The following is a 14,240-nucleotide window of genomic DNA, read 5'->3' on the forward strand; positions in this document are numbered from 1 at the left end:
CAAAGGAGTCCCATGCGCGAGCAAGCCCTTCAACAACTGCGTGACGTTTTTGGCTACGGTGAATTCCGTGGTCAACAGGCCGATATCATCGATCAGGTGGCCACGGGCGGTGATGCCCTGGTACTGATGCCCACTGGCGGCGGCAAGTCGCTGTGCTACCAGGTTCCGGGTCTGCTGCGGGCAGGGCTGACGGTGGTGGTATCGCCGCTGATCGCGTTGATGGAAGATCAGGTCGCCACGCTGACCGAGCTGGGTCTGAACGCAGCGGCGCTGAACTCCACCTTGACTGATGATCAGCAACGGGAAATCGCGCGCCAGATGCGCAGCGGCGAGTTGGAGTTTCTCTACATGGCGCCCGAGCGCCTGCTCAAACCGCGCACGCTCAACTTTCTGCAGTCGCTTGATATTGCCCTGTTTGCGATTGATGAGGCCCACTGCGTATCGCAGTGGGGGCATGATTTCCGGCCAGAGTATCTGCAGCTGGGGCAGCTTGCCGAGCTGTTCCCTGGCGTGCCGCGCATGGCGCTGACGGCCACTGCCGATGAGCGCACCCAGGGCGAGATAGTTCAGCGTCTGAAGCTGGAATCGGCGGCCTGTTTTATCTCCGGCTTTGATCGTCCGAACATTTTTTATCGCATCGTGCCCAAAGACAAACCCCGGCAGCAACTGCAGCAGTTTCTGCGGGGCCACAAGGGTAACGCCGGTATTGTCTACTGCCTGTCACGCAAGAAGGTCGAAGATACCGCGGCCTGGCTGAGTGATCAGGGCTGGCCGGCGTTGCCCTATCACGCGGGGCTGCCGCCGGAGTTGCGCGCCACGCACCAGCGGCGCTTTCTCAACGAGGAAGGCCTGATCATGGTGGCGACCATTGCCTTTGGCATGGGTATCGACAAGTCCAACGTGCGTTTTGTTGCTCACCTGGACCTGCCCAAAAGCATCGAAGCCTACTATCAGGAAACCGGGCGGGGTGGGCGCGATGGCCTACCCGCGGACGCCTGGATGGCCTATGGGCTGCAGGACGTGCTGATGCTCAATCAGATCATGGCCAACTCTGAGGGCGATGAGCGGCACAAGCGCATCGAACGGCACAAGCTGGATGCCATGCTGGCCCTTTGTGAGATGACCAGTTGCCGGCGGCAAGCGCTGCTGGGCTACTTCGGTGAGGAGCTGGCCGAGCCCTGCGGGCACTGCGACAACTGCCAGGAGCCGGTGGAAACCTGGGATGGCAGTGAACCGGCTCGCATGGCGTTATCGACCGTGTACCGCAGCGGCCAGCGTTATGGTGTGGGCCATCTGGTGGATATTCTGCTGGGGCGCGATAACGAAAAGATTCGCACCGCCGGACATCAGCACCTGTCGACCTACGGTATTGGCAAGTCGCTGGCGGAAAACGAATGGCGTTCGGTGTTTCGGCAATTGATTGCCCGCGCGCTGGTCGAGATCGACCTCGACGGCTTTGGCAGCCTGCGCCTGGCTGATAGTTGCCGGCCGTTATTGCGCGGCGAGGAAACCCTGTTGCTGCGCAAGGATATAACACGCAGCAGCGCGCCTATGGGGAGAACCGGCAACAAGGCGGTTATCGCCGATGCCGACCGCGACTTGTGGGAAGCGCTGCGCGCACGCCGCAAGCAGCTGGCGGATGCGCACGGCGTGCCGCCTTACGTGATCTTCCCCGACAGCACCCTGGTCGACATGCTGCGCCAGCGCCCGGCAACCCTGCAGGACATGGGCCTGGTCAGCGGCATCGGCGCGCACAAGCTGGAGCGCTACGGTGCGGACTTCTTGCAGGTACTGCAACAGTCGGGCGGCGCCGAAGCCGCGGTAGAGCAGGATCAGCAGGCCCAGGCGCATGAAGTCAACGCGCTGGTGCTTTCGGGCATGAGCGCCGAGCAGGTGGCACGGCAGCTGGGCAAACCGCTGCGCCAGGTCTACGGACAGTTGGCGCAAGCCATCGCCACCGGTAGTCTGACGCTGGAGCAGGCGATTGATATCGGGCCGGCGCAGCTCGAACGTATTCAAGACGCCTTTCTCAACCACGACGGCGAAGATCTGCCGGGCGTGCGCACCCTGGCAAAGGAGCTGGACGAAGCGGTAGATGAAGGGGTGCTGCACTGCATTCGTGCTGCCCTGGTTGCGGAAATCAGCGGCTGACTCCACAAGCTCGACCCGCGATATCGCCGTCACGGCTGTTGTTCAGCGTGGCCGCAGCCTTCCGTGCGGCTGGCTGATCCCGTGTGCTGCGCCCATCAGGCAACGTCAGGGGGAAGGGCCAAAGCCGGGCTCGAGCTGAACCTGCCGGCTGCGGGCAATGGGCTTATCAGAAGGTTTGGCCAAGCTTCATATAAAGGGCTTCCTGGCCTTCTTCGTTAGCTCCCAAGCCAAAGAACAGTGGCCCAAGGAAAGTATCCAGCCCGAGCAGCAGACTGCCGGCGGCAAAATAGCCGGTATCAAAGGCGTCCTCACCCCGGTTGTACACCCGGCCATATTCCAGACTGGTGCCCAGATACAACGGCATACTGAGGATATCGAAGTACCTGGGGTTCAGGCGGCGATAGTAAACCAGCCGGCCCAGATCATAGTTCTGCCCGGCCAGACCATCCTGACGATACCCGGAGAACAGACCAGGGCCGCCAAGAATAAAGCTGCTTTGCGCCACATTGACGTCGCTGTCGGTACGCCCCATGAAGGCGCCCACCTGCATGCTGTTGAGGCCAAAGCCAAAGGCTTTATTGGCCTTGATCTCCAGCTGCTGATAGCGTTCATCGGCGCCCAGGTCGGGTTCGGACTGGCGCCAGGCAATCTGCGCCTCGTCGCCGGAGTGCGGGAAGTTGACGTTATCCAGGGTGTCGCGGTTGAACTCGATACCGTAAAAAGCTTCCTCAAAACTGATGCTCGGCGTCTCTGGGTCACCGACGCGTACCTTGGATTCGCCCCAATAGCGCGACAGGCCGAAACGCACTTCGCCGGTATTGGCGATCTGGCGGCCCAGGTTGATGCCGGTGCCATAGCGCTGCTGACGGAAATCCACCACCGGTTCGTTATCCTGCAGCACTTCGACGTTCACCGCTTCGCCATCAATAAAGGGGGCGATGAAGTAGCGCGAGCCATAATCCAGCGGCTGGTAGAACTCCGAGTAGAGAATTTGGTGGGAGCCTACTTGCGCGCGGGTCAGCCACTCGGCGCCGAGCGGGTTCAGACCATTGACCCGGAAACTGGCGCCGATGTTGTACTGGCTGCCGCCCTCGAAGTCATCAACCAGATTCAACCCCAGGCGCAGATAGTCGGTGCCGGTACGGCGCCCGGCAGTATGGATCAGCAGGGTATTGCGCCCCTCATCGTGCACCACCTCGTAGGTCACGCGGCTGAAGTAGTCGGTGCCGTAAACGGTGCCCATGTCGGTCTGCAGGCGTTCCAGGTTCAGCGGTTCGCCGATGGGCTGACGGATCATGCCCAGTACGACTTCGTCGGCAACCTTGCCGCTGTTGTCTACCTCGATGGCGTCGATCACCGCCTGACGTTGCGGGCGCGCGCTGGCCAGGTTACCACCGGTCGGCTGCTGCGCCGGGTTAACAAACGAGAGCGCCTGGTGCGAGGCGCGCAGGGCCGTGGCGCCGGCATCAATGGCTTCGGCAATCGCATCAAAGCTGTTGAAGCCCATATCGCCCAATTGCGGTTGCAGTAGCAGGTCGTGGGGCCCCAGGGTGGCCAGCTGCTTCTCGGAGTTCACCCGGGTCAGCAGGGTGGTGGTCTGGTCCATGATGTCGAGCACGGTCTTCAGCTCGCCGGTGGATTTCAGCGGCGTGCCGATGTCGACCACGATCACGCGATCCACACCCATGGCGCGAGCAACGTCGATGGGCAGGTTTTTTGACAGTACGCCGTCGACCAGCAGCCGGCCGTCGACTTCAACCGGGGCGAAGAAGCCCGGCAGCGCCAGGCTGGCGCGGATGGCCAGCGGCAGGTGGCCGTGGTCGAACACCACGGCTTCGCCGGTGGCGATATCGGTGGCCACCGCGCGAAACGGAATCGGCAGTTTGTTGAAGTCGTCTATTTCATTGGTGTGCACCAGCAGGCTTTCGAGCTGCAGGCCCAGATTCTGGCCTTGCAGCAGGCCCAGCGGAAAGCTGAGCTTGCCGTGGTCGAAGCTCAGGCGCTGTTTGACCAGAAAGTCGCGGTCGTCCTGTTTGCGCCGAAAGGGGATGTCCTCGCGCAGCGGTGCATCGGCCAGGGTGTTCTCCCAATCCAGCTCCTGAGCGATCTTTTCCAGTTCCTCAGCGCTGTAGCCGGCCGCATACAGGCCGCCAATCACGGCGCCCATACTGGTGCCGGCGATCGCATCGATGGGGATATTCATCTCTTCCAGTTGTTTGAGCACCCCAATGTGCGCCAGTCCGCGGGCGCCGCCGCCGGAGAGCACCAGCCCTGTGCGCAGCGGTTCGGCACAGGTCCAGCCCGAGAGGGTGAGCAACAACAGCACAAGGGCTCGTTTCAGCATGCGTGGCATCCAGACGACAGAGAGCAGTGAACAAAAGTCGACATTGTATACGAACGCCGCCCAGGCTGCGGCGCTCAAACTGGTTAGTGCTTGTCATCTTAGATACATCTGTTTGCCATATGAGGTTCACGCCTGTGACCTAGCCTGTGTGCATCTTCCAAAGGAGATGGGCGTATGAACACAGCAGTGTCGTTGCCAGTGGAAAAAAAACAACGGGTCAAAACCCTGTGGATTTCAGACCTGCATCTCGGGACGCGGGGCTGCCAGGCCGATAAACTCGCCAGCTTTCTCAAATCCTACGATTGCGATCACCTGTACCTGGTCGGCGACATCATCGACGGCTGGCGCTTGCGCAAGGGTATTTATTGGCCCCAGGCGCATACCAACGTGGTGCGCCGGGTGCTCACCATGAGCAAACGCGGCACCCGCGTGACTTACGTCACCGGGAACCATGACGAGTTTCTGCGGCGCTACTCGACGTTGCAATTGGGTAATATCGAGCTGGTCGACGAGGCGGTGCATACCACCGTTGATGGGCGTAAATTGCTGGTTATTCACGGTGATCAGTTTGACGTGATCACCCGTTGCCACCGTTGGCTGGCGTTTCTGGGTGACCATGCCTACGAATTCAGTCTGGTGCTTAATCGCTGGTACAACCACTGGCGCAGCCGTTTCGGCTATGGCTACTGGTCGTTGTCGGCCTACCTCAAGCAGCGGGTGAAGAAAGCGGTCAACTTCATCAGCGATTTTGAGGACGGGATCGCCCACGAGTGCGTCAAGCGTGGTTACGACGGTGTGGTGTGCGGGCATATCCATCACGCCGAGATCCGTGATGTGAAGGGTATCGAGTATCACAATTGCGGCGACTGGGTAGAGTCATGTACGGCACTGATCGAGCATCAGGATGGTCGTATCGAGCTCTATCGCTGGAACGACGCTATGGTGCCGGACATCGCGGCTGAGGCGGCGGCCATGAAGGGCCAGACGGCGGCAGGCTAAAGCTTTGCTCTGCCCGCTGCTGCTGCACGCCGCCGGTCAGACGATGACCTTGTCTTTCAGCCGGCGCGCAGCCTGCTCCAGGGCTTTGATGATCTCGTCCTTGTCGTAGTTGCGAATGGTGTTGGTGTCGAGATACATCGAAAAACCCGACAGCTCGTGCTCGACAAAGGTGGGAGCGATACCCAGCTCGCGTCGCAGCCCGACTACCTGGTAGATCTGTACCGGGCGGGCAAAGCCCTTGACGCTGATCTGCCCCTTGTCGCGGCACATGATGATGTCCTTGATCAGCGAGTAGGTCTCGTGGGAGATCAGAATCTCGCCCGCATCAGCCGCACTTTCCAGCCGGCTGGCCAGGTTCACTTCACGGCCGATGATGGTGTAGTCCATACGCGTGGCCGCGCCGAAGTTACCCACGGTGCAATAGCCGGTGCTCAACCCCATGCGAATTTCCAGCGGCTTGGTGATGCCGCGACTGCGCCATTGCTGGCGGAGTACCTTCATGTGCTTGCGCATGGCGATCGCCATCGAAACCGCCGCTTCAGCATCCTGCTTGGCGCCGCTGCTTTTGGGGTCGCCAAAAAACACCATGACGCAATCGCCGATGAACTTGTCGATGGTGCCGCCGTATTGCAGCGCTATACGCGACATTTCCGTCAGGTAGCTGTTCAGTAGATCAGTCAGCGCTTCGGCTTCCAGTTCCTCGGCCAGCTCGGTAAAGCCACGAATATCGGAGAAAAATACCGTCAGCTTCTTGCGGCGGGTTTCCAGCTTGACGGTGCGTTTGCCCGAGAAAATCGACTCCCAGACCTGTGGCGACAGGTATTTTGAAAGGTTGGCGGCCAGTCTGGCGGTTTTTTCCTGCTCGGCGCTGATCAGCGACTGCGCAGCCTCAAGGTTGCGGCCCTGCCGATGTACGAAAGCAGCGGTAATGAGAATGCACAGGCCGCCGCTGACCAAGCTGACGACGGTGACCAATACTGAACTATGCAGGCTGACATCGGGCGTAAAGGCGGCCGCGCCGAGTAAAATGCCGGCCACAGCCAGTAGCCAGCCAGCGAGCAGATAAGTGGGGCCGCCAGCAATCAGACAGGAGAACCCCAGCAAAAGCAGGAAAATCAGGCTGGGGACGTAGTTGAAGCCCAACAGGGCGACAAAAACGCCGGTATGCACGGCATCCAGTGCAAGCAATATCAGGCGTCTGGGGATTTGTTTGTGGTTTAACAGCCACTTGGGCAGGTATTGAGCCAGCTGCGGGTAGGCCAGTGCGTAGAGAATGGTTGCCAGCACCGTCGCCGTGTGGCCATTTTCAACCAGCAGTGCCGCGAAGGTAACCGCCACACACAGGTAGGCTATAACCCTGGAGTAGTAGCCTTCCAGTGGCGGTCTGACGGGTTTTATGCGGCTTTTCACGGTCATGATCGGTCAGTTTCCAGAGCCTGGTGAGGCGTCCGCGCCGGCGGGCGCCGGCTGAATCGTCTCGCTGCCTGATCATAATATGACTCTGCGTCCGGGGGAAACACCAAGGTTGCCCCCAGATGGTGCGATTGCGCTGTTACTCGGTTTTGTATACCGAGTTGCGTGGTCTGGCGAATACGTTACGCAGCATGGGTTCAAAAAATGCCAGGGGTTCGGTGTCGTAGTCGGCGTCAAACGCAGGCGCGTCGTACTTGGCGCAGAACTCGGCCGTGTGGGCGTACAGCGGGTGGTCCTTGAATTGGTCCCGCAGGTGGCGATCCATGCCCAAGTGGTGGAAGAAATAATAGCCTTGGAAGATGCCGTGTTTTTCGACCATCCACAGGTTCTCTTCGCTGACAAAGGGTTTGAGAATGGCAGCGGCTACGTCGGGGTGGTTGTAGCTGCCAAGAGTATCACCAATATCATGCAGCAGGGCGCAAACCACGTACTCTTCATCGCGGCCATCGCGGTGGGCGCGGGTCGCGGTTTGCAGCGAATGTTGCAGGCGGTCGATAGGAAAGCCGCCAAAGTCACCATCGAGCAGCATCAGGTGGGCGATGATGCGATCGGGCAGTTCCTTGGCGAAGGGCCGGTAGTGGTCGGCGATGATGCCCCAATCCTCGGCGGTACCTTCCTGCATGGCGCGAAACTGTGCACGTTGCTCACCCATGGTTGTTCTCCTCTTGTTTTGGTTTTGGGTCAGGCTGTAGAGGCATCATAGTCTCGCTACGCCTGGGTGACTGTCGCGCTGCTGACAGTCACCCAGCTGCAGCTTTAGAAGCGGATACGGCCGGTCAGTGCATCGCGCAGCATCACCCAGTCGCCGAGCAGGCTGTAGAGTGGATAGGTAAAAGTGGCCGGTTTGTTGTGCTCGAAAAAGAAGTGGCCTACCCAGGCAAAGCCGTAGCCGGCCAGCGGCACAGCGAGTAGCCACCACCAGGCCTGGTTGAGCAGGGCAAAGGCGATGATCAGTATGACCAATGAGCTGCCGATGTAATGCAGGCGGCGGCAGCTGTCGTCGCGATGCTCGCTCAGGTAGTAGGGATAGAATTCGGCGAAGCTGTTGAAGCGGGGCACGGCAGTCTCTGGGGAGGCGTTCGGCATGGGAGCTCCTGATAGTTCGCAGGGGTGATTCAGCAGGGGAATAGTGGTTTTTGCTATTTCACTATAGTGTAGGCTGCGCTGGCGGCCATGGCCTTGTGCGCCAGAAAGCTATCCGTTGGCGGTGATTTTATCTTGGTGGGCACTTTGTTCTATGATCTGCCCCCAAAACACCCTGTGACCCAAAGGTCGAATAGACAAAACCTGTTGCGAGAAAACATGGAGCACGCTGAAAGGACTACATCTGCTGGCTGGGCCAGGGCCATCGCGCAGGCGCTGGAGGGGCGAGGCATGAATGCCGCTGCCCTCTTTGCGGAGTTGGGTATTGATCCGGCCGTTATCGCCGACCCGGATGGCCGTATTCCACAGGATAGTATGACCCGGCTGTGGCAACGTGCGGTTGCGGTATCGGGTAATCCGGCGATTGGTTTGAGTATGGCGCAAACCCTGCGTCCAGGGCATTTCAGTGTGGTGGGCTACGCGATGATGTCCAGTCGCACGTTGCTGGAGGGGTTTGGCCGGGTGATTCGTTACCAGCGGATTCTCGCTGAGGCGGCGGACCTGGCGCTGAGCGTGGAGCCGGGTTGCTACCGTATTACCTTTTCCATTCATGGTGACCGGCTGCCCGCGCCGCCGCAGAGCCACGAGGCTGCCATGGCCTACGCCCTGGCATTTTGCCGCTGGATGACGGCCCAGCACATTCGCCCGCTGAGCGCCAGTTTTGCTATTGCCGAGCCTGCCGACCCCAGCCCTTACGCCGAGCTGTTCGACTGCCCGCTGAGCTTTGCCGCGCCGACCTACAATCTGCAGTTGTCGCGCGAGGTGATGGAGGCGCCGCTGGCATCGGCCAATGACATGCTGGCACAGTTGCATGACCGCTTTGCCGGCGATTATCTGGCGCGCTTTGAATCCGACCCGGTCACCCATCAGGCGCGGCAGGTGTTGTGCCGCTTGCTGCCGCAGGGCGAGCCCAAGCGCCAAGCGGTGGCCAATGCCATGAAAGTGAGTACCCGCACACTGCAGCGTCGCTTGCAGGAAGAGGGCATCAGCTTTCAGCAACTGCTTGAGAAAACCCGCCGGGAACTGGCGCTACAGTATCTTGGTCAACCGCAACTCACGCTTTTCGAGATTGCCTGCATGCTTGGTTTCGCCGATCCCAGCAACTTTTTCCGTGCTTTCAAGCGCTGGTTTGGCCTGCCCCCGGGACAGTATCGTGAGCAGGTGTTGCAGAACGCGCAGTCGGGCGAGCAACAGAGTACAGCGGAGGAATAATGCCAGTCGACGCGATCAGCGCTCTGCATCAGCGGGTTTCGGTCCCGCGTCTGACCGGCCCAGTGCCGACGGCGGAGCAGCAGCAGGCCATTTTTCAGGCAGCGCTGCGTGCACCGGATCATGCCTACCTGCGGCCATGGCGTTTTCTGGTCATGCAGGGCGAACAGCTTGAAGCCCTGGGTGAGCTGTTCGGCCAGTCGGCGCTGGCCGACACGCCGGACTTGTCGGCCGATACGCTGGCGCGTTTTCAGGGGCTGCCGCTGCGTGCACCTTTGGTGATAGTCGCCATCAGTTGCCATCAGGAGCATCCCAAAGTACCCGCCATCGAGCAGGATCTGGCCTGTGGCGCAGCCGTCAGCAACATGCTGCTGGCCGCGCATGCTTTGGGGTTGGGCGCGGTATGGCGCACCGGCGCGCTGGCTTACCATCCGCTGATCAAGCATGGGCTGGGTCTGGCCGAAAATGAACAGATCATCGCGTTCCTGTATGTCGGCCAGCCGGCTGGCGAGCGCAAGCAGGTGCCGCAGTTGAACGTCGACGATTTTTTCCAGCCCTGGCCCCCGCAAGCCTGATACGCAGTCGCTTGGCGGCCTGAGCGCCGTCCGGTATTAGCTCTGTCCTTTTGGCAGTCGAATGATCGCTCGCAAGCCACGTTGCGGCGCACAGTCGAAGCGCAGGGTGCCGTTGTGGCGGGCAATGGCGCGTGCGGCAATGGTTAGTCCGAGCCCGTAGCCGCTGTCGGCGGGCTGTCCTGGCACCCGCACAAAGGGCTCACTGAGCTTGCTGAGCCAGGGTTCGGCAACGCCAGGTCCCTCATCCTCAATGCTGATTTCGCAGTGCCCAGCGGCAGCATCCACTTGCACGCGGATTTGCCCCTCTGGCGGGCTGAACCGCTGCGCGTTACGCAATAAATTATCGATGGCGCTGGCCAGTTGTTCCGGCCAGCCGCTGAGCTGCAGCTGGCTCGCGCCTTGCAGGTTGATAGTCAGTTCCGGCGTGGCAAACTGAGCGTCTTCGACCACTCGCCTGAGCAGCGGGTCGAGAGCGAAGGTTTGCGCGGGTTCGGCCTGACTGTCCAGGCGGCTGAGCGTCAGAATTGCATCAATCAGGCGGTCGAGCCGGTCGCATTCCCGATCCAGACGCTGCCAGAGCGCCGCGTCAGCTGCCCGGTCAGGCTGACTGCCCAGCGCCAGGCCGATGCGCAGTCTGGCCAGCGGCGAGCGCAGCTCGTGGGAGATGTCGCGCATCAGTTGCTGCTGGCTGTCCAGCAGGTTCTGCACCTGCTCGGCCATCAGCCCGAACTGGCGAGACAGATCGCCGATTTCGTCGCGTCGCTGGTTGATGCGAGCCAAACGCGCACCTTCGAAGCGTCCATGCCCCAGCGATTGCGCGGCCAGCCCCAGTTGCCTGAGCGGCGCGGTCATGTAGCGGCTAAGCAGCAAGCTGAGCAAGGCCAGCAAGCCCATACCCAGGGCGATGTTGAGCACCAGGCCGATGGGCGCGCGTTCTGCGTTCCACAGGTTCGGCTCGGCAATGTGCACGGTTATCAAGTAGTCCTGCTGGTCGGTCTGCCAGCTGAGCTGCAGCAGGCGCCCTCGTGGTGGCGGTGGTTCCGGGTGGCGTGCCGAGGGAGGAGGCTGCGGACCGAAACGCGGTAGCCGCGGCAGGGTGCCTGGTAACAGGCTGGTCGCGCTGGCGTCGAATAGCCGTGCGCGAATGCGGTGCTGGCGCCGTTGTTGTTCAAGCCAGTCCTGGGCAGCAACGGCGCCCTCGTGTTCGTAGGTGCTGGTCAGCTGCGCAGCAAAGTCCCGCAGCTGGGGGTTCAGTTGCAGCAGTAGCCAGTCCTGTTGCAATGCACGACTGACCAGAAAGCCTGAGCCGCCTACCAGCAGGGTGGCCAGCCAGAGTACGGCAAAGACTTTCCAGAACAATCGCATCACATTACTCCATCAGAACGTGATTATTTCTTTTCGCAGGGCGGGCCGTCACGGCGCTCGCGGCGTTCGTTCATGCGCTCGCGGCGCTCTTCACGCAGGCTCTCGGCCTTCTCGCGCTGCTCGGCGGTCAATACGGCGTCCATGCGGGCCTTGCCTTCTTCACGCAGTGCTTGCAGTTTGGCGCCTTCCTCTTCGTGAATCTGGCGCAGCTGTTCTTGCTGCTCGGTCGTCAGCGACAGCTCTTTGGCCATACGTTCCATGCCGCGCTCGTGGCGATCAGCCGGGCCACCTTCGGCCAACAGGGCACCAGACAGGGTGGTGGCGATGAGCAGGGTGGTAGCGATCAGGATCTTTTTCATGATGATTCTCCGGTTTCGATCTGGCCGGCTTATCCGGTCATTGGCTACAGAGTTTAGGGCGCGCAATGTCAGTGGTAGCCGTGACAGGGTAAAGATTGTGTAAAGACCGAACCGGGCTTTGTCAGGGTCAGAGTCAGGGGCTGAACAGATAGCCCCGGCCACGAATCGATTGAATGCGTGGATGGCCCTCGGGGTGGGGGCCGAGTTTGCGCCGCAGATTGCTGATGTGCATATCCAGGCTGCGATCGTAGCTGCCGAGGGATTTGCCCAGTGCAATCTGTGAGAGGGTCTGGCGATCGACCAGTTGCCCGGCTTGCTCCATCAAGGTACGCAGAATCAGGGCTTCGCTTTGCGTCAGTTGCAGTGGCTGGTCGTCGCGCCAGGCGAGCAGGCTATCGCCATCCAGCCGCAAATTGCCGGCTTGCAGCTGGTTGCTGTCGGAGCTGGCAGGCTGGCTGCGGCGCAGCAGGGCGCGCAGGCGCGCGACCAGTTCGCGCGGGTCGCAGGGTTTGGCAAGATAATCATCCGCCCCCAATTCCAGCCCCAGAATACGATCGACGGGTTCACCGCGGGCGCTGAGCATCAACAGCGGCGTCTGGCAGCTCTGGCGCAGCTGTCGGAGGATTTCCAGCCCGTTCATACCCGGCAGCATGACGTCGAGGATGATGGCGGCGAAGTCACCGCCAGTGGCGGCCTGCAGTCCACTGGGGCCGTCGTGGGCGGCGGTCAGGCTGAAGCCTTCTACCGCCAACCAGTCGCCCAGCAGTTCGCAGAGTTCCTGATCATCGTCGATGATCAGCACCGGATGCGGCATCAGTTCAGCCATTCGTTGCGCTTGCGGCGCCCACCCTTGGCCAGCATGAAGCCCAGCAGCAGGCTGACGGCAACGGTCAGGCCACCGACCAGAAACCATTGCTGGCGCTGTTGCACCAGTTTGCTCTGTGCGCTGAGGCGTTCGGCCTGATTGGCATTGCGCAGCTGCTGATTTTCGTCCTGCAACGCCTGTAGCTCTTCGCTTTGTCCGCTCCCGGCTAGTTGGTCCGCGAGGCGCTGGCGCTCCGCCTCGACCTTGGCCAGTTCTGCCTGCAACGTGCCCAGGTCATGCTGCTGGGTGGCGGTTGCAGCGTCGCTGGCGGCCGCAGGTTGTGCGGCTGGTGCGGCAGGTGTCTCCTGCGCCATGGCAGTACCGGCAAGCAGGGTCGCACTGAGCAGCAGGGCAGGGTAGACGGCGTGTCTGAACATGAAAAACATCCTTGGATTAGGCCGGAAATACGCGCTTTAAAGGTTTTACCGTGACTTGCTGATAGACGCCGGCAGCCACGTAGGGATCGGCGTCAGCCCAAGCCTGCGCCTGTTCCAGCGAGGCAAACTCGGCGACAACCAGGCTGCCGCTAAAGCCCGCGCTGCCCGGATCGGCCGCATCGATGGCCGGGTGTGGCCCCGCCAGCAGCAGACGGCCGGCGTCCTGCAGGGTCTGCAACCGGGCCAGGTGATCGGGGCGGGCGGCCAGGCGCTTGCTCAGGCTGTCGGCGTTATCGGTAGCCATGATGGCATAGAACATTGCACTTCCTTGGATCGGTGGTTGTCTGTAGGGTGCCGGCATGCTCGAATCAGCCATTCGGGCAGTATCACAGCCGTTTAGGTGCTGGGCAGGCTTAGGCGGCATAATAGGCGAAACACGCGCTGTCCCGTCAAGCGCCGCACCGGAAGGAGAGTCATTTGTTAGCCGATCTGCACATGCACAGTACCGCCTCCGATGGCGCGCTGGACCCCGCTGAGTTGATGCGTCGAGCCAGCGCCGCCGGCGTCGAGTTGATTGCGCTGACCGATCATGACTGCGTCGACGGTCTGCCAGCGGCAGCGGACACAGCCCGCGGCCTGGGTATGCGCTGGGTCAGCGGGGTGGAGATGTCGGCACAGTGGCACGGTCACACACTGCACATCCTCGGCTATGGGTTTGATCCGCAACAGGGTGCCATGGTGCAGGCGCTGGCAGATGTGCGAGACGGGCGCTGGCGGCGCGCCGAGCAGATCAGCAAACGCCTGGAAGGCAAGCGCATGCCCGGCGCCTATGCAGGCGCCGTGGCTGCACAGCAGGCGGCTGGCGGCGACGTCGATCAGCCGCCAGGGCGGCCGCACTTTGCTGATTGGATGGTCAGTGCCGGGTACGTTGCCGATCGCGGCGAGGCGTTTCGTAAATGGCTGGGGGCGGGCAAGCTCGGAGATATAAAGCAGCATTGGCCAACCCTGCCGGAGGTGGTGCAACAGATCCGCAGCGCCGGTGGCATGGCGGTGCTGGCGCACCCCTGGCACTACGGACTGACCCGCAGCAAGCTGCGCGCGCTACTGCGCGAGTTCGCCTCCGCTGGCGGGCGCGGCATTGAAGTAGCCAATGGCAAGCAACCGGTGGACCAGGTGGCCTATCTGGGCAAGTTATCTGTCGAGTTCGGTTTTCTGGCCAGCTGCGGCAGCGATTTTCATACCCCGGAGTCGCCCTGGACCGGGCTAGGCGTAATGACCGCCTTGCCACCCGATTGTCAGCCTGTCTGGGAGGATCGGCTGTTCACCAGCTAGACTGACATCAGTATCTGTATTTCATCAGACCCCACGACACAGAGTAGC

The 14,240-nt window shown here is 61.3% G+C and carries 14 protein-coding genes; 5 read left to right on the forward strand and 9 right to left on the reverse strand.

Going from position 1 to position 14,240, the window contains the following annotated elements:
- The first annotated feature begins 12 nt into the window (after positions 1–12).
- A complete protein-coding gene (gene recQ, locus BLU26_RS00185; RefSeq protein WP_092282947.1) occupies positions 13–2,151 on the forward strand; it encodes a DNA helicase RecQ in 2,139 nt (712 codons plus the stop codon).
- 166 nt (positions 2,152–2,317) lie between these two features.
- Here recQ and BLU26_RS00190 read toward each other — a convergent pair whose 3' ends face one another.
- Entirely contained in the window at positions 2,318–4,504 is a 2,187-nt protein-coding gene (locus BLU26_RS00190) for a patatin-like phospholipase family protein (RefSeq protein ID WP_092288292.1), read from the reverse strand.
- A 165-nt stretch (positions 4,505–4,669) separates the two neighbouring features.
- Between BLU26_RS00190 and BLU26_RS00195 the strand changes: the two genes are divergently transcribed.
- Positions 4,670–5,494 (forward strand): UDP-2,3-diacylglucosamine diphosphatase, encoded by an 825-nt coding sequence (locus BLU26_RS00195; RefSeq protein ID WP_092282948.1) that lies wholly within the window; start codon positions 4,670–4,672, stop codon positions 5,492–5,494.
- Positions 5,495–5,530: 36 nt separating this feature from the next.
- On the opposite strand, the gene BLU26_RS00200 is transcribed toward BLU26_RS00195, so the two are convergent.
- The 3 genes from BLU26_RS00200 to BLU26_RS00210 all read right to left on the reverse strand — a co-directional run bounded on the left by BLU26_RS00200 (position 5,531) and on the right by BLU26_RS00210 (position 8,053).
- The gene (locus BLU26_RS00200) at positions 5,531–6,910 is read right to left on the reverse strand and encodes an adenylate/guanylate cyclase domain-containing protein (protein ID WP_092282949.1); all 1,380 of its coding nucleotides are present in this window, start codon (positions 6,908–6,910) and stop codon (positions 5,531–5,533) included.
- A 136-nt stretch (positions 6,911–7,046) separates the two neighbouring features.
- Complete coding sequence (locus BLU26_RS00205; protein ID WP_092282950.1) at positions 7,047–7,619, reverse strand: HD domain-containing protein; 573 nt, start codon at positions 7,617–7,619, stop codon at positions 7,047–7,049.
- 104 nt (positions 7,620–7,723) lie between these two features.
- On the reverse strand, positions 7,724–8,053 hold the full coding sequence (locus tag BLU26_RS00210) for a DUF962 domain-containing protein (protein WP_092282951.1): 330 nt from the start codon (positions 8,051–8,053) through the stop codon (positions 7,724–7,726).
- Positions 8,054–8,269: 216 nt separating this feature from the next.
- Here BLU26_RS00210 and BLU26_RS00215 point away from each other — a divergent pair, with 216 nt between their 5' ends.
- Together BLU26_RS00215 and BLU26_RS00220 are read left to right on the forward strand one after the other, a co-directional pair.
- A complete protein-coding gene (locus BLU26_RS00215; RefSeq protein WP_092282952.1) occupies positions 8,270–9,322 on the forward strand; it encodes an AraC family transcriptional regulator in 1,053 nt (350 codons plus the stop codon).
- Positions 9,322–9,894, forward strand: coding sequence for a nitroreductase family protein (locus BLU26_RS00220; protein ID WP_092282953.1), 573 nt, complete (start codon positions 9,322–9,324; stop codon positions 9,892–9,894). Before BLU26_RS00215 ends, BLU26_RS00220 begins: the two co-directional genes overlap by 1 nt.
- 36 nt (positions 9,895–9,930) lie before the next feature.
- On the opposite strand, the gene BLU26_RS00225 is transcribed toward BLU26_RS00220, so the two are convergent.
- The 5 genes from BLU26_RS00225 to BLU26_RS00245 form a co-directional block, all read right to left on the reverse strand.
- A complete protein-coding gene (locus tag BLU26_RS00225) occupies positions 9,931–11,259 on the reverse strand; it encodes a HAMP domain-containing sensor histidine kinase (RefSeq protein ID WP_092282954.1) in 1,329 nt (442 codons plus the stop codon).
- A gap of 23 nt (positions 11,260–11,282) precedes the next feature.
- Positions 11,283–11,618: a Spy/CpxP family protein refolding chaperone gene (locus BLU26_RS00230; RefSeq protein ID WP_092282955.1), complete on the reverse strand. Its 336-nt coding sequence runs from the start codon at positions 11,616–11,618 to the stop codon at positions 11,283–11,285.
- A 133-nt stretch (positions 11,619–11,751) separates the two neighbouring features.
- Positions 11,752–12,444, reverse strand: coding sequence for a response regulator transcription factor (locus BLU26_RS00235; protein ID WP_092282956.1), 693 nt, complete (start codon positions 12,442–12,444; stop codon positions 11,752–11,754).
- Positions 12,432–12,860 (reverse strand): hypothetical protein, encoded by a 429-nt coding sequence (locus BLU26_RS00240; protein WP_092282957.1) that lies wholly within the window; start codon positions 12,858–12,860, stop codon positions 12,432–12,434. The genes BLU26_RS00235 and BLU26_RS00240 overlap by 13 nt, the downstream gene beginning before the upstream one ends.
- Positions 12,861–12,876: 16 nt before the next feature.
- Positions 12,877–13,179, reverse strand: coding sequence for a YciI family protein (locus BLU26_RS00245; protein ID WP_092282958.1), 303 nt, complete (start codon positions 13,177–13,179; stop codon positions 12,877–12,879).
- A gap of 158 nt (positions 13,180–13,337) precedes the next feature.
- On the opposite strand from BLU26_RS00245, the gene BLU26_RS00250 reads away from it, so the two are divergent.
- Entirely contained in the window at positions 13,338–14,192 is an 855-nt protein-coding gene (locus BLU26_RS00250) for a PHP domain-containing protein (RefSeq protein ID WP_092282959.1), read from the forward strand.
- Positions 14,193–14,240 lie beyond the last annotated feature (48 nt).

Origin of the sequence: Halopseudomonas sabulinigri (genome assembly GCF_900105255.1) — a bacterium.
GTDB classification, from domain to species: domain Bacteria; phylum Pseudomonadota; class Gammaproteobacteria; order Pseudomonadales; family Pseudomonadaceae; genus Halopseudomonas; species Halopseudomonas sabulinigri.

Excerpts from the sequence above, each read along its gene's own strand:
- BLU26_RS00205 (WP_092282950.1), bottom strand. The coding sequence starts at position 7,619 with ATGGGTGAGCAACGTGCACAGTTTCGCGCCATGCAGGAAGGTACCGCC.
- BLU26_RS00245 (WP_092282958.1), bottom strand. The coding sequence starts at position 13,179 with ATGTTCTATGCCATCATGGCTACCGATAACGCCGACAGCCTGAGCAAG.
- BLU26_RS00235 (WP_092282956.1), bottom strand. The coding sequence starts at position 12,444 with ATGGCTGAACTGATGCCGCATCCGGTGCTGATCATCGACGATGATCAG.
- BLU26_RS00240 (WP_092282957.1), bottom strand. The coding sequence starts at position 12,860 with ATGTTCAGACACGCCGTCTACCCTGCCCTGCTGCTCAGTGCGACCCTG.
- BLU26_RS00190 (WP_092288292.1), bottom strand. The coding sequence starts at position 4,504 with ATGCCACGCATGCTGAAACGAGCCCTTGTGCTGTTGTTGCTCACCCTC.
- recQ (WP_092282947.1), top strand. The coding sequence starts at position 13 with ATGCGCGAGCAAGCCCTTCAACAACTGCGTGACGTTTTTGGCTACGGT.
- BLU26_RS00215 (WP_092282952.1), top strand. The coding sequence starts at position 8,270 with ATGGAGCACGCTGAAAGGACTACATCTGCTGGCTGGGCCAGGGCCATC.
- BLU26_RS00200 (WP_092282949.1), bottom strand. The coding sequence starts at position 6,910 with ATGACCGTGAAAAGCCGCATAAAACCCGTCAGACCGCCACTGGAAGGC.
- BLU26_RS00195 (WP_092282948.1), top strand. The coding sequence starts at position 4,670 with ATGAACACAGCAGTGTCGTTGCCAGTGGAAAAAAAACAACGGGTCAAA.
- BLU26_RS00220 (WP_092282953.1), top strand. The coding sequence starts at position 9,322 with ATGCCAGTCGACGCGATCAGCGCTCTGCATCAGCGGGTTTCGGTCCCG.
- BLU26_RS00225 (WP_092282954.1), bottom strand. The coding sequence starts at position 11,259 with ATGCGATTGTTCTGGAAAGTCTTTGCCGTACTCTGGCTGGCCACCCTG.
- BLU26_RS00210 (WP_092282951.1), bottom strand. The coding sequence starts at position 8,053 with ATGCCGAACGCCTCCCCAGAGACTGCCGTGCCCCGCTTCAACAGCTTC.
- BLU26_RS00230 (WP_092282955.1), bottom strand. The coding sequence starts at position 11,618 with ATGAAAAAGATCCTGATCGCTACCACCCTGCTCATCGCCACCACCCTG.